The organism is Pseudarthrobacter cellobiosi (genome assembly GCF_023913755.1).
GTDB classification, from domain to species: Bacteria; Actinomycetota; Actinomycetes; order Actinomycetales; family Micrococcaceae; genus Arthrobacter; species Arthrobacter cellobiosi.
In genome coordinates, this window is sequence record NZ_JAMXBJ010000049.1 from 227,913 (window position 1) to 250,996 (window position 23,084).

The following is a 23,084-nucleotide window of genomic DNA, read 5'->3' on the forward strand; positions in this document are numbered from 1 at the left end:
CAGATGAGCGACGCTGAAGTCACCGCCGAAGTGCCCCCTACACCGGACCCGTCCGACGTCCTGGCCCTTAATGCGCTGCTGAGCGCTGACGAGCGGGCACTCCAGCAGCGGATCCGAGACTTCACCGACCAGCGGATCAAACCAAACATCGCCCGCTGGTATGACGACGCCGTCTTTCCGCTGGAGCTCGCTCCCGAACTTGGCGAGCTGGGCGTCCTGGGGATGCACTTGGAAGGCTATGGCTGCCCCGGCCGCTCCGCCGTCGAATACGGTCTGGCCGCCATGGAACTTGAGGCCGGCGATTCCGGGATCCGGACCTTCGTCTCGGTGCAGGGGTCCCTGGCCATGACGGCGATCCACAAGTGGGGTTCGGAGGACCAGAAGCAGGAGTGGCTCCCCCGGATGGCCGCCGGTGAAGTGATCGGCTGCTTCGCCCTGACCGAACCCACAGCGGGCTCCGACCCGTCCTCCATGACCACTTTCGCCCGCCGGGACGGTTCCGGGGACAGCGCCGGCTGGGTCCTTGACGGTGCCAAGCGTTGGATCGGGCTGGCGTCCGTGGCTGGCGTGATGGTGGTGTGGGCCAAAACCGACGACGGCGTCCGCGGTTTCCTGGTGCCGGCCGGAACGCCGGGTGTGACCGCCACTCCCATTGCCCAGAAGCTGTCCATGCGCGCTTCCATCCAGTGCGATGTGGTGTTCGACGGCGTCCGGCTGGGACCGGAGGCCATGCTGCCAGCGGCGCTGGGCCTGCGCGGGCCGTTTACGTGCCTGAACGAGGCCCGCTACGGGATCGTCTGGGGTGCCATGGGCGCCGCGCGTGATTCCTACGAAGCGGCCCTGGCCTATTCCCAGGACCGGCTGCAGTTCGCCAAGCCGCTGGCCGGGTACCAGCTGACGCAGGAAAAGCTCGTGAACATGCTGCTGGAGATCCAGAAGGGCACCATGCTGGCCTTCTACCTGGGGCGCCTCAAAGACGAAAGGAAGCTGCGGCCCGAGCAGATCTCGCTTGGCAAGCTGAACAACGTGCGCGAGGCCATCAAGATCGCCCGGGAAGCCCGCTCCATCCTCGGCGGCAACGGCATCACGCTGGACTATTCGCCGCTCCGGCACGCAGCCAACCTGGAGTCAGTCCGCACCTACGAGGGCACCGATGAGGTCCACATGCTCGTCCTTGGTCAACACATCACCGGTCTCGGCGCGTTCCGGTAAGCCCGCCCGCCCCTCCCCAACTGAGTAGCAGTAAGTGTCGTTTTGAGGGCTCATAACGACAGTTAGTGCTACTCAGTTGGGGCTCGTTCGACCCGATGGAGCTGGCCGGGGGTCATATACGCGTTGGTTATTCGGGCAGGATGACCAGCTCAAGGTAGCCACGCAGGCACCCTGCCATATCGACGCTGTCGGGCGACAACAGCCACTGCGTCTGGATGCCGTCCCACAGGGCAATCAATGATGCCGCGGCGGCTTCCGGTTGCACACCGGGACGCAGCCGGCCTTCCTCGGCGAGCTGCGTGAACCGCCGGGTGTAGCTCCGCCGCAGCCGTTCAAATCGTTCCGTGAAGAATTCACGCCCCGGATGGCCGTCCGTGACGGATTCCGCGCACAGCACGGTGTACAACTCAATGACGCCCGGGATCTCTTCGTTGAAGCGTGCCTGGCGGATCACCGCGTCAACGAGCGCTTCCTCAGGATCGGGAGGTGTGGTGCCATCGCCGGTATTCGAGTCGCGCCAGTTGAGCACGGCCAGAAGCAGATCGCTTTTCGACGGGAAGTAATGCAAGAGGCTCGTCTGGCTCATTCCGACGAGGTCGGCGACATCCTGCAGGGAGCCCCCGCGGTACCCGCGGGCCGCAAACACGGCGTGCGCGGCACCAAGGATCGCGTGACGGCGTTCCGTCGACTTCGCGTATGGTCCCCGCCGGGACGGCCGGCCCGCCTCGTTTGTGGTCATGGCAAGCCAGTGTACAGGCGGATATGCGGGATAAATTCAAAACTCGAGTGACTACTCGAATTTTATGTTAGCCTTTCTCGTATCGGTCCCCCACGTGTCGGACCTCACAGTCTTGCCATGGTGGTCCTGCAGCGCTTCTGGCGCGGCGGGCTTACAGAAGGAGCAGTCAAGTAATGTCCCAGTCCACAGCATCCGGGCGCACCGCCGATGTTTCCTACATCATCGACCGCGGACCGGGTTCGGGCAGGCGGACAGCCGGCCGCTCCTGGCTGCACAGCAATGCTCCCACCCAGTCACTCAACGGCAATTGGCGCTTCAGGCTCCTGGCCGGCGCACCCGGGACCCCCGGGGGCCGCGGCGCCCTGCCCGCCGGTGAGGCTGTGGAAGGCATCGCCGAGGAGGCTTTCGATGACTCGGCATGGGACGAGATCGCCGTCCCGGCCCACTGGGTACTGGAAGGCGCCGGTCGCTATGGGCGGCCGATCTACACGAATGTCCGCTTTCCCTTCCCCACCGATGCCCCCAACGTCCCCGATGAGAATCCCACCGGCGACTACCGTCGCACGTTCGACGTCCCGGAGACATGGTCCGAAGCCGAGCGGATCCTGCTGCGGTTCGACGGCGTCGAATCGCGATACAAGGTATGGGTCAACGGGGTGCCGATCGGCGTCGGGGTCGGTAGCCGGCTGGCTCAGGAGTTCGACGTAACGGACGCGGTGCGTCCGGGATCGAACGTGCTGGCCGTGCGCGTGCACCAGTGGTCGGCATCGAGCTACCTTGAGGACCAGGACCAGTGGTGGCTGCCTGGCATCTTCCGCGACGTGACGCTGCAGGCACGGCCGGCGGGCGGCATCGACGACGTCTGGCTGCGCACCTCGTTCAGCGGCTCCGGTGATTCCGGCGCCGGCACCATTGACCCTGAAATCACGGCAGACGGTGACGCCTTTCCGGTGACGCTGTCCGTGCCGGAGCTGGGCGTGGACGTCACGTGGACCTCCGCGGCGGACGTTGCCCCGGTGGCGATCGACGCCGTCGAACCGTGGTCTGCCGAGATCCCGCGGCTGTATGACGCAACGGTGAGCAGCGCTGCCGAAACGCTCTCCCTTCGTCTCGGTTTCCGCACGGTGGAAATCGTGGGGGACCGCTTTCTGGTGAACGGCCGGCGGGTGGTGTTCCACGGCATGAACCGGCATGAGACCCATCCCGACCGGGGCCGCGTCTTCGACGAAGAATCTGCCCGCGCCGATCTGGCCCTTATGAAGCAGTTCAACGTCAATGCGATCCGCACCAGCCACTATCCGCCCCATCCCCGGTTGCTGGACCTGGCCGATGAAATGGGGTTCTGGGTGGTGCTTGAGTGCGACCTCGAAACGCACGGATTCCATGCCCAGCAATGGGCCGGCAATCCCAGCGACGATCCCGCCTGGCGCGAAGCCTTCGTGGACCGCATCGAGCGCACCATCGAGCGCGACAAGAACCACCCCTCCATTGTTATGTGGTCGCTCGGTAACGAGGCCGGCACGGGCGCCAACCTCGCCGCAATGGCCGCGTGGGCCCATGCCCGCGACACCGGACGCCCGGTCCACTATGAGGGCGACTACAGCGGCGCCTACACGGACGTGTATTCGCGGATGTACTCCTCCGTTCCCGAGACCGAGGCGATCGGACGGGACGACTCCGGCTCGCTGCTGCTCGGCTGTTCGGCCGCCGAGTCGGCACGCCAGCGGACCAAACCCTTCATCCTGTGCGAATACGTTCACGCGATGGGCAACGGCCCCGGCGCCATCGACCAGTATGAGGACCTCGTTGACCGCTACCCCCGACTGCACGGTGGGTTCGTCTGGGAATGGCGGGACCACGGCATCCGCACACGTACGGAGGACGGAACCGAATTCTTCGCCTACGGCGGCGATTTCAACGAGGTCATCCACGACGGCAACTTCGTGATGGACGGAATGGTCCTCTCCGATTCGACGCCGAGCCCGGGACTGTTCGAATACAAGCAGATCGTGGCGCCGATCCGTTTGCGCTTCGGCACCGAGGTGCCCGTGGGAACAACGTACGACGGCGGTGCCCGGCGGTTCATCACGGTCACCAATCTGCGGCACTCGGCGGACACGTCCGACGTTGTGTTCCAGTGGCGGACTGAAGTGGACGGCATCCGCAGCGACTCGGGCGAACTGGCAGTGGCCGGCACGTCGGGCAAGGCTCTTGCGGCAGGCGAATCGGCGCAGCTGGAGCTGCCCACGCTCGCCGTCCCCAGCAACGGAGAGCACTGGCTCACCGTTGAAGCTGTTCTTCGCAAAGACACCGATTGGGCTCCCGCCGGACACGTGATTTCAGCCGCCCAGCTGGATCTCACGCCGCCTGCGGCACCGGTTCAGGCGCCGCGCCCGCTGGCTTCAGTCGGCCGTTCCGGCTCCTTGGGGGCCGAGTCTGCGGGTGCCGAATCCTCGGGAACCGGAACGGTAACCCTCGGACCCGCGGTCTTCGAGGAGGGCCGGCTCGTGTCGCTGGGCGGCCTGTCCGTAGCCGGTCCCCGCTTGGAGCTCTGGCGCGCACCGACGGATAACGACGGCGGAGCGGGCCACGGCAGTTACGATCTGGGCGACCCCTGGCTGAACAACGGAAACGGTGAGCCCGCCCCGCCGTCGGCCGCGGTCTGGCGCAAAGCGGGCCTGGACCGCCTGACGGCCCGGGTGGAAATGATCTCGGCGAACGATTCAGGCGTGGCGGTCCGGACACGGTATGCGCCGGCCGATAGCGCAGACTCGGTGACGGTCGAAGAGCAGTGGCAGCTCGCGGACGGGGAGCTGTGGCTGCGCCTGGACATCGTCCCCAGCGCGGGCTGGAACATGATCTGGCCCCGCATCGGGGTCAGGTTCGATTTGCCCGGCTCCGTCGACGGCGCCTCCTGGTTCGGCGCCGGACCCCGGGAATCGTATCCGGACAGCATGCACGCGGCACTGATCGGGCGGTATTCGGCGGCCATCGAAGACCTCACGATGCCGTATGCGAAGCCCCAGGAGAGCGGGCACCGCAGTGCCGTACGTTCACTCGACCTGAACAATGCGGGTGCGCCCTGGCTGAAGATCGACACGGTGGCGGATGCCCGCGGGCGCCGGCCCGGTTTCACCTTGGCCCGTCACACCGCACAGGAGGTCAGCGCCGCGGCCCATCCCCACGAGTTGCCTCCGAGCGAGCACAGCTACCTCTACCTGGACGCTGCCCAGCATGGTTTGGGCTCACGGGCCTGCGGCCCGGACGTCTGGCCGGACTTCGCCCTTCGTCCGGAGGCCCGCACACTGACGCTACGCATCGGGACGGCCGGGTAGCCACCGAGAACGGGGAAAGGCAAGGGCCGGGCACGCACACTCTGCGAGCCCGGCCCTTGCATTTGCCTCACCGCGGCCCGGAAGTCGGGCGATCCGGCGGTCCAGCTCAAGCCGCCACGGCCACCGGCTCCTTCTGGCCTGCGTCCTTGCGGATGGTCGCGCTGATCACGGCGGCGATGGTGCACATGGCCGCCGCGCCGAACCAGGCGTAGGTGTACTGGCCGGTGGCGTCCCGGATGGCTCCGGCGCCGAGGGCAGCAGCGGCCGCGCCCAGTTGGTGCGCCGCGAACACCCAGCCGAACACCACGCTGCCGTCCGCGCCGAACGTTTTCCGGCAGATTGCCGCGGTGGGCGGTACAGTCGCCACCCAGTCGAGGCCGTAGATCACCACAAAAACGATCATGCTCGGCTGGACGGTGGCGCTCAGGAGCAGCGGCAGCACCAGCAGGCCGATCCCCCGGAACTGGTAATACACGGCCAGCAGGATTTTGGGGTTGTACCGGTCGGTCAGCCAGCCGGAAGCGATGGTGCCCAGGATGTCGAAGATCCCGACGACGGCGAGCAGCCCGGCCGCGGTGGTTTCGGGCATGCCGTGGTCGTGGGCGGAGGGGATGAAGTGGGTGCCGATCAGCCCGTTCGTGGTTGCCCCGCAGATCGCGAAGCCCGCCACTAGCGCCCAGAATGTCCGCACTTTGCTGGCCTGTTTGAGCACCTGGAGGGCGCGCACTGCGGCGTTGCTGCTCCGTCCGCTTTCGACGGGGTCCGCTGCCGCAGCAGGGGACCCAACCGTTCCCTCCTCAGGTGCCGTTTCACCGTAAGGCAAGGCGCCGACGTCGGCCGGTGAGTTCTTGAGGAACTTCAGCACCAGCGGAACCACCGCGAGGGCGCCGGCGGCGATCAGCAGCGATGCCTGCCGCCAGCCCGGGTCCTGGGCCAGCATGGCGATGAACGGCAGGAACACCAGTTGGCCCGCGGCGCTGCCGGCGGTCAGGATGCCGATCACCAGGCCCTGGCTCTTGGAGAACCAGGTGTTGGCGATGGTGGCGGCGAAGACGAGTGCCATGGAGCCCGTGCCGAGGCCGATGAGCAGGCCCCAGGTCAGGAGAATCTGCCAGGACTCGGTGACCAGAACCGTAAGCGCGCTGCCGGCGCCGATCATCACCAAGGCGGTGGCGGTTACGGCGCGAATCCCGAACCGTTCCATCAGGGCCGCGGCGAAGGGGGCGGTCAGGCCGAACAGCACCAGGTTGATGCTGACGGCTGCGGACAGAACGGTGGTGGACCAGCCGAACTCCTGCTGCAGCGGCACCATGAGGACACCCGGGGCAGCACGGAATCCGGCGGCTCCCACAAGGGCCAGGAAGGCGACAGCCGCGACGGTCCAGGCGGGGTGCAGGAGTCGGCGGCGGGTGGTTTCGGTGGCGCTCATGCGGCGGTGGCCAGTTGCACGGGCGCGTCCGTCCGGGTGAGGCTGTGCCAGCTGGTGTTCGCGGCCGTGAGCCGTTCCCCGCAGCCGGTGCACGTGTCCGCGGAGCTGGTCCGCTGGCCGCAGCCGGAATGGATCACGAACATGTGGGCCTGGTCAGAGGGTGCCGGGAGGTGCTTTTCCGCCCACATGACCACGGCGTTCAGCACCGGGAGGACGTCCTCACCCTTAGGAGTCAGGACGTACTCCTGGCGGGGGCGGCCGCCGTCGTCGTACGCCTTCTTCCCGAGCAGCCCGGACTCCACGAGACCCGCCAGACGCCTGGTGAGCACCGAGTCCGCGACAGCGAGCCGGGACTTCATGGCGTCGAAGCGCCCGTTGCCGAAAAAGACCTCGCGGAGCACCAGCATGCTCCAGGGGTCACCCAATATGTCGAGACCGCGTGCCATGCTGCAGTTGCGCTGGGACCAGTCGGAGCGGAGTACCATAAAGGCACCCTAGCTAACTTTCTTGAAGAAAGCCAGGGTGCCTCTGGTTGGCGAGCGCGGTGTTACTGGAGCGCGGCGCTACTTGAGGAAGGTGAAGGCCCGCTCCAGGTCGGCGATGAGGTCTTCCACGTCCTCGATGCCGCAGGAGAGCCGGATCAGGTTGACCGGAACAGCAAGTTCCGTGCCCTTGACCGATGCGTGGGTCATCTCGGACGGGTAGTTCATCAGCGATTCGATGCCGCCCAGGGACTCCGCCAGCGTGAACACCGACGTGTTTTCCGCGACCGTGCGGGCCGCCGCCTCGCCGCCCTTGAACTGGACGGACACCATGCCGCCGAACTTCTTCATCTGCTTCTTCGCCAGCTCATGGCCGGGATGGGAGGGCAGGCCGGGGTACAGGACGGCCTCCACCTCGGGGCGCTCAAGCAGCCATTCGGCCACGGCCTGGCCGTTGTCGCTGTGCCGGTCCATGCGCACGCCGAGGGTTTTCAGGCCGCGGGTGGTGAGGAACGCGTCCATGGGGCCGGACACCGCTCCCACCGCGAACTGGACAAAGCCGATCTTCTCGGCAAGCTCCGCGTCGTTGACCACGATGGCGCCGCCCACCACATCGGAGTGTCCGCCGATGTACTTGGTGGTGGAGTGAACCACGACGTCGGCACCCAAGGCGAGGGGGGTCTGCAGGTAGGGCGACGCGAAGGTGTTGTCCACCACGAGGAGGGCCCCGGCGTCGTGCGCTACCGCGGCGAGGGCCTCAATATCGGTGATCTTCATCAGCGGGTTGGAGGGCGTCTCCACCCAGACGAAGCGGGTTTTGTTCGCGGCCACGGCTTTGCGGACCGCGTCCAGGTCCGCCATGTCCACGGGGGTGTTGCCGATCCCCCAGTCGCCGAGCACGCGGTTGATCAGCCGGTACGTGCCGCCGTAGGCGTCGTTGCCGAGCACAATGTGGTCGCCGGGCCTAGTCAGCGCCCGGATCAGGGAGTCCTCCGCCGCGAGGCCGGAGCTGAAGGAGTACGCGTGGCTTCCGCCTTCGAGCGCCGCGAGCTGCTCCTGCAGGGCGTCACGGGTGGGGTTGGTGCCGCGGCCGTATTCGTAGCCGTCGCGGAGCCCACCGATACCGTCCTGGGCGTATGTGGAGCTGAAGTGCACCGGCGGGACCACAGCGCCGGTGCGTGGTTCGAAGGCCTGGCCGGCGTGGACGGCGCGCGTGTTGAAACCCTGGTTTTCAGAAACAGACATGGAGTTCCTTTAGCTAGTTGCTGAGGTAGGCGAGGAGGTCGTGGCGGGTGAGGATTCCCACCGGGGCGCCGACGAACGTCACCATCACGGTGTCCACGTCGGAGAGCAGCTCGCGGGCTGCGGAGATGGTTTCCAGCGAGCCGATGACCGGCAGCCTGGGGCCCATATGCTCGGAGATCTTGTCCGTCAGCTTGGCCTCGCCGCGGAACAGCTTGGAGGTCAGGGTGCGTTCGTCCACGGCGCCGAGGACCTCGCCCATCACCACCGGCGGTTCCTGCGAGAGGACCGGGATGTGGCTGACGCCGAACTCGTTCATGATGTTGATGACGTCGCGGACGGTCTCGTTGGGGTGGATGTGCACCAGGTCCGGCAGCTCGCCGGTCTTGGACTTGATGACCTCGCCCACGGACGCTTCCTCGCCGCCGGAGAGGAAACCGTAGGAACGCATCCACTGGTCGTTGAAGATCTTGGCCAGGTAGCCGCGGCCGGAGTCCGGGAGGATGACCACCACCACGGCGCTTTCCGGGAGGTCGCGGGCGGTCTGCAGCGCAGCCACCACCGCCATGCCGGACGAGCCGCCCACCAGCAGCCCTTCCTCGCGGGCCAGCCGCCGGGTCATGGCGAAGGAATCGGCGTCGGAGACGGCAATGACATCGTCCGGGACGGATTTGTCGTAGTTGGCCGGCCACATGTCCTCGCCCACGCCCTCGACGAAATACGGGCGCCCGGTACCCCCGGAGTAGACCGAACCTTCGGGGTCCGCCCCGATGATCCTGACCCGGCCGCCGTCGGCCTCCGCACGGTCCGCCGAGATCTCCTTGAGGAAACGGCCGGTGCCCGTGATGGTGCCGCCGGTGCCGGCGCCGATCACGCAGTGCGTGACCCGGCCGTCCGTGTCCTGCCAGATCTCCGGCCCCGTGGTCTCGTAGTGGCTGCCGGGGGCGGCCGGGTTGGAGAACTGGTCGGGCTTGTAGGCGCCCGGAACTTCCGTGACCAATCGATCCGAGACGCTGTAGTAGCTCTGCGGGCTGTCTGGGGCCACGGACGTGGGCGTGACCACGACTTCGGCGCCGTATGCCTGAAGCACGGCGCGCTTGTCCTCGCCCACCTTATCCGGCACCACGAAGATGCATTTGTAGCCCTTTTGCTGGGCGACGAGCGCCAGGCCCACGCCGGTGTTGCCCGACGTCGGCTCCACGATGGTCCCGCCGGGCAGGAGCTTGCCCGTCCGTTCGGCCTCTTCGATCATTTTCACCGCGATGCGGTCCTTGATGGAGCCGCCGGGATTGATGTATTCCAGCTTGACCAGGACAGTTGCTTTGAGGCCTTCCGTCACGTGGTTGAGCTTGATGAGCGGCGTGTTACCGATGAGGTCCAGGACGGACTGCGCGTACTTCATAGGTACAAAGTTACCGCCTGCCGCCGCAGGTCCTGCCCGGGGCTCAGCTCCCTGCCGAGGAATCTGTCTGCCAGAGGCCCATGGTGTTGCCTTCGGTGTCCTTGAAATAGGCGTAATAGCCCATTCCCGGAATGGCGTCCTTGGCCTGGGCGACAGTACCTCCAGCGGATTCGACCTGCGCCAGTGCGGCGTCCACGTCCTCCACATCGATGGTGATGACGGGGGTCTTGAGGTTGTCCGCGCGGGGGAACAGGGCCCCGTTGATGGCCCCTGGCGCGCTTGGCATGCCCGTCTGTTCGTCCGACGGCGTGGTGATGGCGATCGTGTAGTCCATCTCCTGCATGGGGGTCAGGGTCCAGCCAAACGCGCTTTGGTAAAAGGTGTTGGCGCGTTCCTTGTTATCGGCGGGGATTTCGAAGTGCACAACTCCAGCCACAGCATGCTCCTTTGAATGCGAGGGGAAGACGCGGAGTCCCCGCGCCACACGATGGAGTCTAGTCCTGGCAACTTCGGTCTGAAAGGGCTCCGGACGCTGCGTTGCCAGCCCGCCGTGGGACCATGAATACATGACCATCCTTGACGCTCCGGCCCGGCTTGCCGCCGCCGCGGATGCGTCCCTGCGCTGGCATCCGGACGGCCCGTACAGCCTGCAGCAGACGCTGGGAACGCTCCTGCGGGGTACCGGAGATCCGTCGTTTTCGTTCCGGCCTGACGGGTTATGGACTGCGTTTACGACGCCGGATGGCCCGGTCACGCTGCGCCTCACCGCTGCTGCGGATGGGGCTGTTGATGCCCTGGCCTGGGGTCCCGGTTCCGCCGCCGGACTCGCCGGGGTGCCCCGGCTGCTGGGCGCCGAGGACGACTGGTCGGCGTTTGACGAGCCGGCCTTCCAAGCCACGCTCCCCCGGCTGGTCCGTGACGCCCGACGCCGGAACCTCGCTCTAAGGCTGCCCTCCACCGGGCGGGTGGTTGATTGCCTCGTGCCCACTATCCTCGAGCAGAAGGTCACCGTTATTGAGGCCCGCCGCGGCTACCGGTACCTGATGTACCGGTTCGGCTCGCCGGCTCCGGCGGCCGGATGCGAGGCGCCGGAAGGGCTCCGCCTCCAGCCCACCCCTGAGCAGTGGCTGCGCATCCCCTCGTGGGAATGGCACCAGGCCGGCGTGGGACCCCAGCGTTCGGCGACCGTTATGCGGGCGCTGCGATCCGCCGTCGCGCTTGAACGGCTGGCCGCCCTTCCGTCCGCGGAGGCGGCAGCAAAGCTGCAGGTGATTCCCGGAATCGGGGTGTGGACCGCGGCCGAAGTAGTGCAGCGGACCCACGGCTGCCCGGACTCCATCGCGGTGGGCGACTACCACCTCGCCGCCTATGTGGGCGCCGCGCTCACCGGCCGCCGGACCGACGACGCCGGCATGCTGGCCTTGCTTGAGCCGTGGACCGGGCACCGGCAGCGGGTGGTCCGGATGATCGGCCTGAGCGGCTTCCGCAAACCGACGTTCGGGCCGCGGATGACCATCCAGGACCACCGCCGGCACTGACCGCCGGTGGGTTCTAGCGCTCAGGGCCGCAAGTGTCCGTTCACGCGGGACTTACGTCGTCCGTTTTCGTGGCTTTCTTACCGTGGACTCGGGCCGCGGATGGGTATAGCGTGGCGCCATGGAGCCCCCACCAGAGCCCCGGACTTCCGAATTCTCTGGAGTCACCCATGATCCACACTGACAAGCTGACCAAAACTTTCGTCGTCAAGAAGGAAACGGTAGAAGCCGTCAAGGGGGTCGACATCGATGTTGCCCCGGGCGAGCTCGTGGCATTCCTTGGGCCGAACGGCGCGGGCAAATCCACCACCCTCCGCATGCTCACCACGCTGCTCCGGCCCACTTCCGGCACGGCAATCGTCGCAGGCGTGGACGTTTCGGCAGACCCGGCCGGAGTGCGGGCGCGGATCGGCTACATCGGCCAGGGCAACGGCGGCGGCCACAGCTTCCGGGTCATCGACGAGCTGATCATGCAGGGCCGGTTCTACGGTATGAACTCCACGGATGCTGCCGCCCGGGCCCAGGAGCTGCTGAAATCCCTGGACCTGGCCGACCTCGCCAAACGCGCCGTCGTCAAGCTGTCCGGCGGGCAGCGGCGGCGGATGGACGTGGCCCTGGGCCTGATGCACTCGCCGCGGCTGCTGTTCCTGGATGAACCGTCCACCGGCATGGACCCGCAGAACCGGGCCAACCTGTGGGAGCACATCATGCGGATGCGCGCCGAGCACGGCACCACCATCGTCCTGACCACGCACTACATGGACGAGGCCGATTCGATGTCCAAGCGTGTGATCGTGATCGACCACGGCCAGATCATCGCCGATGACACTGCAGCCCGGCTGAAGGCCAACCTGGCCGGTGACCTGCTCGCCGTCGAGGTTGCGGCGGACTCCGCCGCGGGTGTGCGCGGGCTGCTGGGGCGCGCCGCCGCGGGCGGTGAGGTCAACGAAAACTCGTACGACGGCGTGGTCCGCTTCCGCCTGCGGCTCACCGAAGGCGCACGGCTGGCGCCGGTGCTGCTGCAACAAATGAACGACGCCGGCGCTCCCGCCCAGTCCCTGGAGCTGAAACCGCCAACCCTGGACGACGTGTTCCTGGAACTGACCGGCCGCAACCTGCGGGAAGGAGCAGACCGCTGATGGCTGTGCAAAGCAGCACCGAGATCCTGGAAAAGCCGGGCCTCCTCCAGATCCTGCATGACACCAAATACGTGTTCTGGCGTGAGATGCTGCTGCCCCTGCGGGACCCGTTCTCGCTGGTTTTCTCGCTGCTCCAGCCGCTCGTCTTCCTGGGCCTTTTCGGGCCGTTGCTCGGCGCGGCGTTGGGCGCACCGGCATTCAGCGGCCAGTCCACGCTCCAGTGGTTCCTGCCCGGCGTCGTGGTCATGATTGCCCTGTTCGGCACGTCCATGACTGGCTCCAACCTGCAGTACGAGCTGATGACCGGTTCGTATGAGCGAATCCTCGCCACGCCGTTGTCCCGCTCGTCGCTGATGATCGGGCGGGCGCTGAAGGAATGGGCGCCGCTGGTAGTGCAGGGACTGCTGATCGCCCTGGTCTGCATCCCGTTCGGCTTCGTCTTCTACCCGCTGCACGTGCTGTTCGGCCTGGTCATCCTGGGCATTTTCGGCATCGGGCTCGGCGCCCTCTCCTACGCGCTGGCCCTGGTATCGCAGAACAAGGAGTGGATCTTCTGGGGTGTGCAGCAGACATTGCTCTTCCCGCTGATGATCCTGTCCGGCATCATGCTGCCTATCGAAGCCGGCCCCGACTGGATGAAGACCGCCAGCCTCTTCAACCCCCTGACCTACCTGGTCAACGCCGAGCGGGAACTGTTCGCCGGCAGCGTCGGGACCGACACGCTCCTGGGCCTCTTCGCCGCAGCGGTGACGGCCGCCGTCGGGCTTGTAGTGGGTGTGCGGGCCATCAACCGCAACATCAATTAGAGCCCATGCGGGCAGCGTAAGCAGCGGCTTCAGCACGGTTGCGAAGGCCGAGCTTCTCCAGCACGCTGCTTACGTGGTGGGCCACCGTTTTGTGGCTGATGAACAGCTGCACCGCAATTTCAGGATTTGAATAGCCCTCCACCAGCAGCCCCAGGATTTCATGCTCTCGCCGGGTGAGAATGCCTGCCTCGCGGGGAACGGACCGGCCCCCGGCGCCCCACGATCGCAACAGTGCCGCTGCCGTATCGGCATCATGGGACGCCCCCAGCTTGTCCAGCACTGACAGTGCAGCGCGGGCTTCGGAGATGGCGAGCGTGGGCTGGCCTTGGGCTAAAAGACGCGCAAGTTCCAGTCGCGTGCGCGCGGCTTCCAGCGGAAGTTCCAAGTGGCCGAACCATTTGAGGGCGTCTTCAAAGTAACCCGTGGCAGGCTCCAGCCGGCCCTCGGCGGCAGCAACCCGGCCTCTGGCCAGGGCGGCATGCGCGGACACCAAGCGTATTCCTCCGGCGCTGGCGTCAAGGTCGCCAAGGTGCTCGGCGACCACTGCAGCAGCGGCAGGATTGCCTGCTGCCAACTGTGCCTCCACCAGCAGGCTGCGTGCGCTCGCTGTCTCCAGGGAGGTCCGGTGCCCGCCGGCGTGCGGTGGAGGAACGACGTCGCCGGTACCCTCAATTTCCGAACGAAGCCAGCGCTCTGCCAGGGCCACGGCCGCGGCCGGTTCGTTTCTTCCCAGGGCCAGTCCTGCCGCCACCAGGCTGGTCTCGACCGGAGCGCCGATCCTCTCAATCAAGGCCTTGGCCTCGTCGAAGTGACCTTGGCGCACACGGAGCTCGGCGAGGCTCGCGACGGCCCGGTGGTACATACCGGGGAAGACGTCCTTTGTACTCGCCACCGCATGCCGCAGCTCGTCCTCGGCTTCGGCCCAATGACCCGTCAGCAGGAGCACTCGCCCGTGGACCATGCGGCACTGAGCGTAAAGGTATGGACAGCCGTAGGCCCTCATGTAGTCATCTGCCGCCAGCGACCACTGGGTAGCTCGCCCGAGGTCGCTGAGCAGGTCGCAGACGGTCAGCATCGAGCAACTCGCCATGACCACTGTGTAGAACGTCGTTCCATCGCCACCCAGGGCGCTGGCCATGGCCTCGTCCACGCAGCGAAGCCCGGCCTGGACCTCCCCACCCTTGACCAGGACGACCCCGCGCTCCGCAAGCGCACAGACTGCCAAGTCGGGGTCGCCCAATTCATGCGACATGGCCAGCGCCCGCTCGATCAGGTCGCGACAGTGATGGGCATCCGTAGCCAGCAGCGCCGCACAGTAATCAACCCAGGCCCGGGACAGTCCGTCGTCGGGCCCGGCCATGCTCTCCGCCCGGGCAAGCCAGCCCCGCGCCGCAGCCTCGTTGCCGAGGGACATCCCGTAGACAAGGCACAGCCATACAGCGGAATCGATGGCTTCCGGAACATTGCCCGCACGGCGGCTGGCAGCGTAGGCGCGCTCACGGCAGCGGACGCTTTCACCAAGGTCGCCGAGAAAAAAGAGGGCGTCGCCCAAGCCTGCGAGCGCGCCCGGCGATCCGGTGCCCGAGAGGACCTCCTCAAACGCGGCGCGCGCATCCACCCACCGCCCCGCTTCCAGTGCCGCGTAGCCTCTCGCTGTCACTTCCTCCAGCGCCACGCTTCAATTAGAGCACTTGACACTGCCGTTCTCTAGGGACGGAACTACGGGCGCGGGCCGCCCCGGATCCGCCTGGTGAGCTCCGCCGGCATAGGCCACAAAATGGGTCAGTTGACCCATCCGCCTGGCCTTGGAGCCGGGCAGTCTGAAGTTGTCTCGAATAACGGACAACAGGACCAATAAAGGAGCAAACGATGAGTGCAGACGCAATTGCCAAGTCAGTAGACGCCATGAACTCTCATGATGCGAAGGCCTTCGCCGCAACCTATGCCGCGGACGCGGTTGTCCACGACCCGCTCTACCCGCAGCCGTTGAAGGGGCGGGACGCCGTTGAGCAGGACATGGTGGAACTCCTGCGGGCCTTCCCGGACGTCAGTCTCACCGTGGGGCCCCTGTTCCAGGACGGCGAGACGTTCGCAGCCGAGTACACCCTGCGCGGGACGCATCAGGGACCGTTGGCATCGCCCGGCGGCGAGATTGCCGCCACCGGAAAATCCTTCATCAATAACGCGGCTGTCTTCTCGACGTTCAATGCTGACGGGGAAGTCACGGAGGAACGCCGCTACTACGATGTAGCCGGCATCATGGCGCAGCTTGGGGTGACCCCGGCAACCTGAGCCGCGGAGCGGGGGCTTAACTGTCCGTTCGCGCTCAACGAGGGGGCTCAGACAGCGCGAACGGACACTTGCGGCCCCGATTGTGGGACGCCGCGCGTCAGAGCCCCAAGCGGGCCACTGCCTCCTCGCGCATCTCCACCTTGCGGATCTTCCCGGAAACGGTCATCGGGAAGCTTTCGCGGACGTCCACGTAGCGCGGGATCTTGTAGTGGGCCAGCTTCCCGCGGCAGAAGTCCGCAATTGAAGCAGCGTCCAGGGGCTCCGCGTCCGGCTTGAGGATAATGCAGGCCATGAGCTCCTCGCCGTACCTGGCATCGGGCACACCGATCACCTGCACATCCTGGATGGCCGGGTGGCTGTACAGGAACTCCTCGATCTCGCGCGGGTAGATGTTTTCGCCGCCGCGGATCACCAGGTCCTTGATCCGGCCTTCGATCACTACGTAGCCCTCGTCGTCCATCCGGGCGAGGTCGCCGGTGTGCATCCAGCGGTCGGCGTCGATGGCTTCCGTGGTCTTGTCCGGCTGGTCCCAGTACCCGGCCATGACGGCGTAGCCCCGGGTGCACAGCTCGCCGATCTCGCCGCGCTCCAGCACCTCGCCGGTGCCAGGGTCCACGATCTGGCTTTCCAGCCTCGGCATGGTGCGGCCCACGGTCTCGGTGCGATGCTGCAGCGTGTCACCGTTCCGGGTCATGGTGGACACCGGGGAGGTCTCGGTCATGCCGTAGCAGATGGCCACGTCCACCATGTGCATCTCCGAGATCACCCGGTTCATCACATCGATGGGGCACACCGATCCTGCCATGACGCCGGTGCGGAGAGTGGCAAGGTCGTAGGAGTCGAAGTCCGGCAGCGCCAGCTCGGCGATGAACATGGTGGGCACGCCGTACAGGGACGTCCCGCCGAAGTCCTGGACCGCTTCCAAGGCCGCCGCCGGCGTGAAACCGCGCCCGGGGATGATGGTGGCCGCACCGTGGCTGAGCGCGGCCAGGTTGCCGATCACCATCCCGAAGCAGTGGTAGAACGGCACCGGAATCACCACCCGGTCGTGCTCCGTGTAGCCCAGCAGCTCACCGATGGAGTAGCCGTTGTTCAGGATGTTGTGGTGCGTCAGCGTGGCGCCCTTGGGGAAGCCAGTGGTCCCGGAGGTGTACTGCAGGTTGATGGGATCGTGCGGGTCCAGTTCGGCCATCCGCGCCTTCAGGCCGGAATGGCCGACGGCGTCAGCCCGCTTCAGCAGTTCGGCGTACGTCAGCTCCCCGTCACTTTGGGGGTCACCGACGTCGAGCCCGTCCGTGCCGTAATCCGGCAGGAACACCAGTTCACGGAGGTCCGGACAGCCGGCGAGCGCCTGGCGCGCCATCCCCACGTAGTCGCTGTTCCGGTCCGACGGTGCCGTCACCAGCATCCGCATGCCGTTCTGCTTCACCACAAACTCCAGTTCGTGGCTCCGGTAGGCCGGGTTCACGTTCACCAGGATGGCACCGGCCTTGGCGGTGGCGTACTGCAGCAAGGTCCACTCGGCGCAGTTCGGGCTCCAGATGCCCACCCGGTCCCCCTTGGCCACCCCCGAGGCGAGGAGCGCACGCGCCAGGCGATCGACGTCGTCGTTCATTTTGGTGTAGCTCCAGCGGCGGGCGTCAGCGCCCGGCACCGGCGCGGCCTCGATCAGCGCGTCGTGGAAGGGGAACTGGGCCACCACCCTCTCAAAGTTCTGGCCGATGGTTTCCTCGAGGAGCGGGACGTCAGTGTCCCCGGCTGTGTAAGCGCGCATGCTGGCACGCTACCAACAGGAACGGGGCAAGAGAAGCGCAACAGGAGGGTGTCCGCGCGTAAACAGGGCGGGCCTGCATCCCGAGTCCCGGTATTGTGAAATCCATGAGTGCACCCATCGACCTGCAGGCAACGTTCATCCCCAACGACGGCGAGTTCTTCCGTGTGAAGCTCGCCCTGGAAATCGCCATCGACGAGGTGGTGAACGAACCAGGCTGCATCCGCTACGAGCTGACCGAAGCCACCGAAGAGAAGCTGGTCCTCACGGAACAGTGGGAATCCGAGGAACTGCTTGCGAAGCACTCCAAGGGCACCGCCGTCCAGGACCTGAACGAATCCCTGAGCGCGCTGCTGGCCGAGCCCGTGCAGCTGGACCGCCTCTAACCCTCGCTTTAACCATCGACTGCTCCGTAAGTGCCGTTTTGAACGTTCAAAAGGGCACTTACGGAGCAGTCGATGTTGTTAGACGGCACCAGGAGCGCTTAAGCCTCGGGGATCTGCGTGCCGTCCTGCGGACCCGAGCTCTTGCTGACGGCCGGGTTGCTGCCTGCGGCGGCTGCGGCTTCTGCCTGCGAGCGCGCCACATGGGCGTGAACCTCGTCCATATCCAGGGCCTTGACCGCATCAACAACCTGCTCCAGCTGCTGGGCGTTCAGGGCACCAGGCTGGGAGAAGACCAGAACTTTTTCACGGAAGGCCATCAGGGTGGGGATGGACGTGATGCCGGCCTCGGCGGCGAGCTGCTGCTGGGCTTCGGTGTCCACCTTCGTGAACAGGACGTCGGAGTGCTTCTCCGACACGGCGCTGTACGTGGGCCCGAACTGCTTGCACGGGCCGCACCATTCAGCCCAGAAGTCCACCAGGACAATGTCGTTGCCTTCGATGGTCGATGCGAACTGTTCACCTGTGATGTTTACGGTAGCCATGCCTTCAACGGTACGCGAGGCGCAGGCCGATGTCCCGGCGGGTGCGCCCTGTTCGCTCCCCGCGTCATCGGGAATACCCAGGCAGGACCGTGTACACCGGGCATTGCGAGGCCTACCCTTGGGGTCATCAGCCGCTGACTGCCGCACACAGGAGGGTTCATGGCCCAGGCTATCTCCACCCGGTCCCTGACCAAGAAATTCGGCAGGCGCGAGGTGCTCCACGGGGTGGATTTCAGCGTCGAGGCAGGCTCAGTGTTCGGCGTGATCGGCCCCAACGGCGCCGGCAAGACCACCACCATGCGCTGCCTGCTGGACATCATCCGCCCCACTTCCGGGGAGGTCCGGGTCCTCGGAAAGGACCCCCGGGCGGGCGGCCCGGAACTCCGCCGGCGGATCGGCTACCTTCCTGGCGAGCTGTTCCTCGAGGGCCGGGTCACGGGCCGGAAACTCCTGGCCCACTACCAGGCCATCAGCGGTCCGGTGCCCCCGGGCAGGATCGATGGCCTGGCCGAACGGCTTGGGCTGGACCTGGACCGCCACACGCGCAAGCTGTCCAAAGGCAACAAGCAGAAGCTGGGCCTCGTCCAGGCGTTTATGCACGATCCCGAGCTCCTGGTCCTCGATGAGCCCACCAGCGGCTTGGATCCGCTGGTCCAGCAGGAATTCCACGCGATGGTCCGCGAGGCGCAGCACAACGGCCAGACCATCTTCCTCAGCTCCCACGTCCTCAGCGAGGTCCAGCAAACGGCCGACACAGTGGCGATTCTCCGGGACGGCCGGATCATCGCCGTTGAGTCCGTGAGCGGGCTTCGGGAAGCTGCGGTGCGCCGGGTCCGGTTCACCGCGAACGGAATAACAGCGCACGACGCCGGCGCGCTGCTGGGTGGGGTGCCCGGCGTCGGGCATGTTGAGGTGCTGGAGTCCGGCGGCAGCATCACCCTTTCGGCGACCGTGGAGGGGGCCATCCAGCCGCTGGTCAGGGCCCTGGGCACCCTGGAGCTGGCCGACCTGGTGCTGGAGGAACCGGATCTTGAAGAGTCGGTGCTCAAGATGTACTCAAGTCCGGCAGGCACGGACCCGGCAGTGCCCGGCACGGCGAAGGCCGCGCGATGAGCACCTCGCTGCCACTGTTCCGCCGGGCCTTCTTTGATTCCTGGCGCTCCACCGTCGCATGGGCCGCTGGCCTGGCCGCCGCCACGTTCCTCTACTTGCCGCTGTACCCGTCGATCGGCGGGAGCGCGCAGATGCAGGACATGATCGATGCCCTCCCGGCCGAGATGACCAAGGCCCTGAACTACGACCAGATCGCCACCGGTCCCGGGTACACCCAGGCCACACTGTTCGGGCTGATCGGCTTCCTCCTGATGACCATCGCCTCCGTGGGATGGGGTGCGGCCGCGGTGGGCGGCGACGAGGAATCGGGGCAGCTGGAGCTGACCCTCGCGCATGGGGTGACCCGCGTCCAGGTGGTGCTGGAACGCGCGCTATCGCTGTTCCTGCGCGTGGTTCTGCTCGCGACCCTGGTCTTTGTGCTGGTCCGCCTGCTCAATGATTCGGCCCAGCTGGCCATCAGGCCGGAGAACCTCTTCGGCGCAGCAGTGCTGTTTGCCGGGCTGGCCCTGCTGAGCGGAACGGCCGCGCTCTGCGCCGGGGCCGTGTCCGGCAGGCGGACGTACGGGCTGGCCGCGGGCGCCGCCGTCGGCGTTCTTGGCTACGTCTTCAACGCCGTCGGCCGGCAGAGCGAGGACGTGGAGTGGCTGCTGGACCTGAGCCCCTACCACTGGGCTTACGGGAATTCCCCAGTGGCCAACGGTGCGGACTGGGCTGCGGCCGGGTGGCTCTGGGGAATTTCGGCGGCCCTGGTGGCAGTCGCCGCGGTGGCCGTGAACAGGCGCGACGTCGGCACGTAGCTTCCGGGTGACCGGCGCTCAGGCCTTGGGTTGCCGGGTAAGGCTGTCCCATACGTGGGGAGCCGGCGTCCGGCTGCCGGGCAGGGCGTTGGTCTCACGCCATTCGTGGATCCATTCGGGCAGCACCAGGTCCGCCGGGGGCTGGCCGAACTCGCGCAGGATCTCTTCCTGGCTGACGGGTTTGCCTTTGCTGACCAGGCGGGTGGCGATGTAGGCACGGGCGTAAATCTCGCCGTCGGCCACCATGCGCTGCTCAAAGTAGATGGCCTTGGCATCCAGGCCGATGATCTTTGTTTCGATGGTGTACTGCTGCCACAGCTGCAGCGACTTCCGGAAGGCGATAGTCTCCCCCGCCGCCACCGGGCTCCAGCCGCGCCGGCGCATTGTCTTCCATACGCCGCTGCGGACCATGAGGTCGAACCGGCCCAGGTCCATGAGGGAAAAGTACATGCCGTTGTTGACGTGCATGGCGACGTCGATGTCGGTGGGCAGGACCCGCAGCGGCAGGGACGACGCGTCCCAGATTGTCAGGGCGGAGCGGCGGGCGGACGTGAACAGCATCAGAAGGGTTCGCAGAAGCAGGTGCATCCTCCAATGTTACCCACCAGTAACTTGCTGGCAAGTCCGTAGGTCCGGCCCGCCACGTAGGATGTGGCGCATGACGCAACAACGCTACCGGGACCTCGCCGAGTGGCCCCTGATGGGGACTGCACTGGTTTTCCTGGCGGCGTATGCGTGGCAGGTGATTGGCCGCGTCGACGGCAGCGGCGCGGAATGGCTTGAGACGGTGATGTGGCTGACTTGGGGTATTTTCGCCCTTGATTACGCCACCAACCTGTGGCTGGCCACGGACCGCAGCCGCTGGTTTTTCTGGAACCTGCACGAACTCCTAATCGTGGCCCTGCCGTTCTTCCGCCCGCTGCGCCTGCTCCGGCTGGTTACGCTTCTTTCAGTGCTGCACCGAACTATCGGCGAGACCCTCAGGGGCCGGGTGGTCACGTATGTGGCCGGGTCTGCCGCGCTGCTGGTCTTTGTGGGTGCGCTGGCGGTGCTGGACGTGGAACAGTCCGCACCGGACGCCAAGATCCTGACGTTCGGCGATGCTCTCTGGTGGGCCATCACCACCATCACCACCGTGGGTTACGGCGACATGTACCCCGTGACGCCGATCGGCCGGCTGGTGGCCTCGGCGCTGATGATGAGCGGCATTGCCGTGCTGGGTGTGGTCACCGCGTCCATCGCCTCCTGGCTTGTCCAGCGTGTTGAGGAGTCCACGGAAGCTGCCGCGGAGTCCGTGGAGGAACCCTTGCGGGCAGAACTGGCCGGCCTGGTCACGGAGATCGCTGCGCTGCGGCGCGAAGTGGCCGCGCTCAAGGACCGCCCCTCGTTGTAGAAAAGTGCAGGGGTAGAAATCTGCAGCGGGCCGGGCGGCTGGACACCGAGTAGTCGCCGCCAGAACCGCGAGTAGATGCCGCCGCAGGGCCAAGTATTCGGCGGAAAAATTCAGGTAATGCCTACTGGTGCAGTGCCTGTCGCAGCTTCCTAGACTCGAAATTCCTAGGGCCAAACAAAGTTGCCGGCGCATCCTCCGAGCTGGGGTGGATGATGCCGCTTCATAGCGGAGCATCCGTATCTTCTGGGTATGCGGGCACTCCCATCATGCGCTTCCGTGCGCGGTTCCGTTCAAAGACCGGGACCGCGCAGCGCATCACACCTCGATCCGTCCTGCACGTGGAACTCGCGGCACCCGCTGCCGCCCTGTTGCCGGGCCGACCTGCGATGGGCCACCCATGTACCAGTTGACCGCAAAAACTTCCGAACCACCCCGCCGAAATTTCGAAACCGACGTCCCGCGCGTCGAACTCATGGCACCGGGGCGCAGGCCGATCAGCAACAAGCTGTGGGCAGGCATGGCCGCCGCCGCCGTGATTTCCGCCTTCGGCGTTGGCGCATTGGCCGGTCCCGTCCCCATGGCAGAGATATCCGCGCCGGCGGAGGCCATCACGACGGCGGCGGCGCCAGTTGTCCGCGTTGCCCGGCCTTTGGCCGCGGTGCCGTTGGATGCGCCCTATGTTGGATCCGTTGAGTTTGGCAGTGCGGGAGCTGGCACTGCGCAGCCGGAAGTCGCAGAAGCTGCGGTGCCTGCCGACGCTCCCCCACCACCGCCAGCGCCCGAACCTGCTCCGGCACCCGCGGGCGACCCCAACCTCTACACGGTTGTCCCCGGCGATACGGTGGGTGGGATCGCAGCCAGGTACGGCGTTGACACAAACGCGATGCTGGCCGCCAACGGGCTGGGCCTCTACAGCATCATCGTCCCGGGCCAGACGCTGAAGCTGACGGGACCCGCCGTCGAAGTTTCCGCTCCGGCCGCGGCTGCACCCGTTGCGGCTTCACCGGCCTACATCCCCGCCCCGGCGCCGGTCCAGGCCGCGCCCGCTGTCCGCACCATTTACGTGGCGGGCGCTGGCGGACAGGCCATGGTGGACGCCTGCATCGGGCCCATCCACTACACACCCAACGACGGCTACTCGCTGTTCATCACGGAGCATGACTTCTGCGGCGGGTGGGCGCGTTTCTCCGGCATCGGAGTGGGCGAGACCGTCAGCATTCCGGGCTACGGGACGTACACGGCGACAGCCAGGGGCCAGGTCCCCAACCCGGGAACCACCAACGATGTCATCGCGGTGTTCGGAGGGTTCCCCCGGGCCATCCTGCAGACCTGCATCCCCGGCACCAACCAGATGCTCCTGATCGCCCTGAACTAGGCACCGGTGCGGCCGGGTTTCGCGGTCCAGCATTTCCGAAGCTTGTTCGCGGTTCCGAACCTTCAAGGCAAGGAGCCGCGAACAAGGCCATGCG

21 protein-coding genes are annotated in these 23,084 nt (G+C 66.4%); 11 read left to right on the forward strand and 10 right to left on the reverse strand.

Annotated elements, in window-relative coordinates:
- Window positions 1-3 precede the first annotated feature (3 nt).
- On the forward strand, window positions 4-1,212 hold the full coding sequence (locus NG696_RS17015) for an acyl-CoA dehydrogenase family protein (RefSeq protein WP_252576216.1): 1,209 nt from the start codon (window positions 4-6) through the stop codon (window positions 1,210-1,212).
- 127 nt (window positions 1,213-1,339) lie between these two features.
- Here the strand turns inward: NG696_RS17015 and NG696_RS17020 are convergent, their stop codons facing one another.
- A complete protein-coding gene (locus NG696_RS17020; RefSeq protein WP_252576217.1) occupies window positions 1,340-1,951 on the reverse strand; it encodes a TetR/AcrR family transcriptional regulator in 612 nt (203 codons plus the stop codon).
- A 173-nt stretch (window positions 1,952-2,124) separates the two neighbouring features.
- On the opposite strand from NG696_RS17020, the gene NG696_RS17025 reads away from it, so the two are divergent.
- A complete protein-coding gene (locus tag NG696_RS17025; RefSeq protein WP_252576218.1) occupies window positions 2,125-5,286 on the forward strand; it encodes a glycoside hydrolase family 2 TIM barrel-domain containing protein in 3,162 nt (1,053 codons plus the stop codon).
- Window positions 5,287-5,392: 106 nt separating this feature from the next.
- On the opposite strand, the gene NG696_RS17030 is transcribed toward NG696_RS17025, so the two are convergent.
- The 5 genes from NG696_RS17030 to NG696_RS17050 all read right to left on the reverse strand — a co-directional run bounded on the left by NG696_RS17030 (window position 5,393) and on the right by NG696_RS17050 (window position 10,277).
- Entirely contained in the window at window positions 5,393-6,715 is a 1,323-nt protein-coding gene (locus NG696_RS17030) for an MFS transporter (protein ID WP_252576219.1), read from the reverse strand.
- Window positions 6,712-7,200, reverse strand: a complete 489-nt coding sequence (locus tag NG696_RS17035) for a winged helix-turn-helix transcriptional regulator (protein ID WP_252569689.1) — start codon at window positions 7,198-7,200, stop codon at window positions 6,712-6,714. Before NG696_RS17035 ends, NG696_RS17030 begins: the two co-directional genes overlap by 4 nt.
- Window positions 7,201-7,278: 78 nt before the next feature.
- On the reverse strand, window positions 7,279-8,442 hold the full coding sequence (locus tag NG696_RS17040; RefSeq protein ID WP_252576220.1) for a cystathionine gamma-synthase: 1,164 nt from the start codon (window positions 8,440-8,442) through the stop codon (window positions 7,279-7,281).
- A 13-nt stretch (window positions 8,443-8,455) separates the two neighbouring features.
- Window positions 8,456-9,841 carry a cystathionine beta-synthase gene (locus NG696_RS17045; RefSeq protein WP_252569692.1) on the reverse strand — a complete coding sequence of 462 codons (1,386 nt, stop codon included), beginning with the start codon at window positions 9,839-9,841 and terminating at the stop codon, window positions 8,456-8,458.
- Window positions 9,842-9,884: 43 nt separating this feature from the next.
- The gene (locus tag NG696_RS17050) at window positions 9,885-10,277 is read right to left on the reverse strand and encodes a VOC family protein (protein WP_252576221.1); all 393 of its coding nucleotides are present in this window, start codon (window positions 10,275-10,277) and stop codon (window positions 9,885-9,887) included.
- Between the two features lie 130 nt (window positions 10,278-10,407).
- Here NG696_RS17050 and NG696_RS17055 point away from each other — a divergent pair, with 130 nt between their 5' ends.
- The 3 genes from NG696_RS17055 (at window position 10,408) to NG696_RS17065 (ending at window position 13,321) form a co-directional block, all read left to right on the forward strand.
- Complete coding sequence (locus NG696_RS17055) at window positions 10,408-11,379, forward strand: DNA-3-methyladenine glycosylase family protein (protein ID WP_252576222.1); 972 nt, start codon at window positions 10,408-10,410, stop codon at window positions 11,377-11,379.
- 167 nt (window positions 11,380-11,546) lie between these two features.
- A complete protein-coding gene (locus NG696_RS17060) occupies window positions 11,547-12,515 on the forward strand; it encodes an ABC transporter ATP-binding protein (protein WP_252576223.1) in 969 nt (322 codons plus the stop codon).
- Complete coding sequence (locus NG696_RS17065) at window positions 12,515-13,321, forward strand: ABC transporter permease (RefSeq protein WP_252576224.1); 807 nt, start codon at window positions 12,515-12,517, stop codon at window positions 13,319-13,321. Before NG696_RS17060 ends, NG696_RS17065 begins: the two co-directional genes overlap by 1 nt.
- Here NG696_RS17065 and NG696_RS17070 read toward each other — a convergent pair.
- Window positions 13,314-14,996 (reverse strand): LuxR family transcriptional regulator, encoded by a 1,683-nt coding sequence (locus tag NG696_RS17070; RefSeq protein ID WP_252569705.1) that lies wholly within the window; start codon window positions 14,994-14,996, stop codon window positions 13,314-13,316. The two genes, NG696_RS17065 and NG696_RS17070, sit on opposite strands and share 8 nt — an antisense overlap.
- Window positions 14,997-15,190: 194 nt before the next feature.
- Between NG696_RS17070 and NG696_RS17075 the strand changes: the two genes are divergently transcribed.
- Window positions 15,191-15,613 (forward strand): ester cyclase, encoded by a 423-nt coding sequence (locus NG696_RS17075; protein ID WP_252569708.1) that lies wholly within the window; start codon window positions 15,191-15,193, stop codon window positions 15,611-15,613.
- A 97-nt stretch (window positions 15,614-15,710) separates the two neighbouring features.
- On the opposite strand, the gene NG696_RS17080 is transcribed toward NG696_RS17075, so the two are convergent.
- A complete protein-coding gene (locus tag NG696_RS17080; protein WP_252576225.1) occupies window positions 15,711-17,387 on the reverse strand; it encodes an AMP-binding protein in 1,677 nt (558 codons plus the stop codon).
- Window positions 17,388-17,491: 104 nt separating this feature from the next.
- On the opposite strand from NG696_RS17080, the gene NG696_RS17085 reads away from it, so the two are divergent.
- Window positions 17,492-17,770 (forward strand): putative quinol monooxygenase, encoded by a 279-nt coding sequence (locus tag NG696_RS17085; RefSeq protein WP_058931640.1) that lies wholly within the window; start codon window positions 17,492-17,494, stop codon window positions 17,768-17,770.
- Window positions 17,771-17,868: 98 nt separating this feature from the next.
- Here NG696_RS17085 and NG696_RS17090 read toward each other — a convergent pair whose 3' ends face one another.
- Window positions 17,869-18,312, reverse strand: a complete 444-nt coding sequence (locus tag NG696_RS17090; RefSeq protein WP_252576226.1) for a thioredoxin family protein — start codon at window positions 18,310-18,312, stop codon at window positions 17,869-17,871.
- 159 nt (window positions 18,313-18,471) lie between these two features.
- Here NG696_RS17090 and NG696_RS17095 point away from each other — a divergent pair, with 159 nt between their 5' ends.
- Both NG696_RS17095 and NG696_RS17100 read left to right on the forward strand, forming a co-directional pair.
- On the forward strand, window positions 18,472-19,425 hold the full coding sequence (locus NG696_RS17095; protein ID WP_252569716.1) for an ABC transporter ATP-binding protein: 954 nt from the start codon (window positions 18,472-18,474) through the stop codon (window positions 19,423-19,425).
- Window positions 19,422-20,222 carry an ABC transporter permease subunit gene (locus NG696_RS17100; protein ID WP_252576227.1) on the forward strand — a complete coding sequence of 267 codons (801 nt, stop codon included), beginning with the start codon at window positions 19,422-19,424 and terminating at the stop codon, window positions 20,220-20,222. The genes NG696_RS17095 and NG696_RS17100 overlap by 4 nt, the downstream gene beginning before the upstream one ends.
- A gap of 18 nt (window positions 20,223-20,240) precedes the next feature.
- On the opposite strand, the gene NG696_RS17105 is transcribed toward NG696_RS17100, so the two are convergent.
- Window positions 20,241-20,810 carry an acyl-CoA thioesterase gene (locus NG696_RS17105; RefSeq protein ID WP_252569721.1) on the reverse strand — a complete coding sequence of 190 codons (570 nt, stop codon included), beginning with the start codon at window positions 20,808-20,810 and terminating at the stop codon, window positions 20,241-20,243.
- 70 nt (window positions 20,811-20,880) lie between these two features.
- On the opposite strand from NG696_RS17105, the gene NG696_RS17110 reads away from it, so the two are divergent.
- Window positions 20,881-21,615 (forward strand): potassium channel family protein, encoded by a 735-nt coding sequence (locus NG696_RS17110; RefSeq protein WP_252576228.1) that lies wholly within the window; start codon window positions 20,881-20,883, stop codon window positions 21,613-21,615.
- Between the two features lie 397 nt (window positions 21,616-22,012).
- Entirely contained in the window at window positions 22,013-22,990 is a 978-nt protein-coding gene (locus NG696_RS17115) for a LysM peptidoglycan-binding domain-containing protein (RefSeq protein WP_252576229.1), read from the forward strand.
- Window positions 22,991-23,084: the final 94 nt, after the last annotated feature.

What these genes read in the sequence shown, in the direction of transcription:
- NG696_RS17075 (WP_252569708.1), top strand. Translation starts at nt 15,191, where the DNA reads ATGAGTGCAGACGCAATTGCCAAGTCAGTAGACGCCATGAACTCTCAT.
- NG696_RS17065 (WP_252576224.1), top strand. Translation starts at nt 12,515, where the DNA reads ATGGCTGTGCAAAGCAGCACCGAGATCCTGGAAAAGCCGGGCCTCCTC.
- NG696_RS17025 (WP_252576218.1), top strand. Translation starts at nt 2,125, where the DNA reads ATGTCCCAGTCCACAGCATCCGGGCGCACCGCCGATGTTTCCTACATC.
- NG696_RS17110 (WP_252576228.1), top strand. Translation starts at nt 20,881, where the DNA reads ATGACGCAACAACGCTACCGGGACCTCGCCGAGTGGCCCCTGATGGGG.
- NG696_RS17060 (WP_252576223.1), top strand. Translation starts at nt 11,547, where the DNA reads ATGATCCACACTGACAAGCTGACCAAAACTTTCGTCGTCAAGAAGGAA.
- NG696_RS17045 (WP_252569692.1), bottom strand. Translation starts at nt 9,841, where the DNA reads ATGAAGTACGCGCAGTCCGTCCTGGACCTCATCGGTAACACGCCGCTC.
- NG696_RS17090 (WP_252576226.1), bottom strand. Translation starts at nt 18,312, where the DNA reads ATGGCTACCGTAAACATCACAGGTGAACAGTTCGCATCGACCATCGAA.
- NG696_RS17100 (WP_252576227.1), top strand. Translation starts at nt 19,422, where the DNA reads ATGAGCACCTCGCTGCCACTGTTCCGCCGGGCCTTCTTTGATTCCTGG.
- NG696_RS17020 (WP_252576217.1), bottom strand. Translation starts at nt 1,951, where the DNA reads ATGACCACAAACGAGGCGGGCCGGCCGTCCCGGCGGGGACCATACGCG.
- NG696_RS17085 (WP_058931640.1), top strand. Translation starts at nt 17,492, where the DNA reads ATGAGTGCACCCATCGACCTGCAGGCAACGTTCATCCCCAACGACGGC.
- NG696_RS17055 (WP_252576222.1), top strand. Translation starts at nt 10,408, where the DNA reads ATGACCATCCTTGACGCTCCGGCCCGGCTTGCCGCCGCCGCGGATGCG.
- NG696_RS17040 (WP_252576220.1), bottom strand. Translation starts at nt 8,442, where the DNA reads ATGTCTGTTTCTGAAAACCAGGGTTTCAACACGCGCGCCGTCCACGCC.
- NG696_RS17030 (WP_252576219.1), bottom strand. Translation starts at nt 6,715, where the DNA reads ATGAGCGCCACCGAAACCACCCGCCGCCGACTCCTGCACCCCGCCTGG.
- NG696_RS17080 (WP_252576225.1), bottom strand. Translation starts at nt 17,387, where the DNA reads ATGCGCGCTTACACAGCCGGGGACACTGACGTCCCGCTCCTCGAGGAA.
- NG696_RS17035 (WP_252569689.1), bottom strand. Translation starts at nt 7,200, where the DNA reads ATGGTACTCCGCTCCGACTGGTCCCAGCGCAACTGCAGCATGGCACGC.
- NG696_RS17115 (WP_252576229.1), top strand. Translation starts at nt 22,013, where the DNA reads ATGTACCAGTTGACCGCAAAAACTTCCGAACCACCCCGCCGAAATTTC.
- NG696_RS17095 (WP_252569716.1), top strand. Translation starts at nt 18,472, where the DNA reads ATGGCCCAGGCTATCTCCACCCGGTCCCTGACCAAGAAATTCGGCAGG.
- NG696_RS17015 (WP_252576216.1), top strand. Translation starts at nt 4, where the DNA reads ATGAGCGACGCTGAAGTCACCGCCGAAGTGCCCCCTACACCGGACCCG.
- NG696_RS17105 (WP_252569721.1), bottom strand. Translation starts at nt 20,810, where the DNA reads ATGCACCTGCTTCTGCGAACCCTTCTGATGCTGTTCACGTCCGCCCGC.